The sequence below is a fragment of the Vibrio sp. D173a genome (genome assembly GCF_030248475.1).
On sequence record NZ_JAHGAH010000795.1, the window covers coordinates 1 to 847 of the forward strand.

An 847-nucleotide genomic window follows, 5' to 3' on the forward strand; every position below is an offset into this window, starting at 1 on the left:
AAGCCCACTCCATAAGCTCCGCAAAACGTGGATGCATTAGAAGCTCTGATGGGTTTGGCGGTACTTGGCCGCGAGTGATAATTTCTAAGTTTTCAACCGGGGTTGCTTTAACCGATTGAGAAAAATCTTGTTTACCGCTCAGCAGATCAGATAAACCGTTATCCCACTTCACACCGAAACTTTGCTGCAGGTAACCTTTACGCATATCTGCGTCAATCAACAGCACTTTTTGACCAGTCTTCGCCGCAACCGCTGAAAAGTTGGTCGAAATAAATGATTTACCGATACCTGGTGCAGGGCCAGAGATCATCAAGATGTTGTTTTTTGCTTCAAGCATCGCGAAGTGCAAACTGGTGCGTAAACCACGTAACGCTTCAACAGAGAGATCCGCAGGGTTAGACTCAGCAAGCAATGCTTGTGTACCCTGTGTACGCTTTTTCTTCACCTTAAAACGGTTGCTGAGTTCGACTTGCAAGTCCGACTTAGGTACTGCGGCAAAAACAGGTAGGCCAAGCTCTTCGATCTGGCCTGGGCTCTCAACACCGCGGTGAAACGCTGCTTTAACTAACACAAACGCAACACTCAGCATACCGCCAAGCAAGGTCGCTAATACAACAATCAGTGGTTTCTTCGGTTTTACTGCACGCGCGTAAGCCTGTGCATCATCTAAAATACGTATATTACCCACGGTGCCTGCTTTGATAATACTTAGTTCATGTACCTTATTTAAAAGTTGAATATATATCTGTTGATTTACTTCAACGTCACGTGTCATTCGTAGTACTTCACGTTGCGTTTTAGGTAGCTTTTGAACTTGTTGGTTTAAACGCTCTTTCTCTTTTAGAAG

The 847-nt window shown here is 44.7% G+C and carries 1 protein-coding gene; it reads right to left on the reverse strand.

All coding sequences use genetic code 11. The annotated features are described in order from the left end of the window. The coding region (locus KIV40_RS29360; protein WP_285352764.1) for a GNVR domain-containing protein at window positions 1-847 on the reverse strand (847 nt) is incomplete at both ends.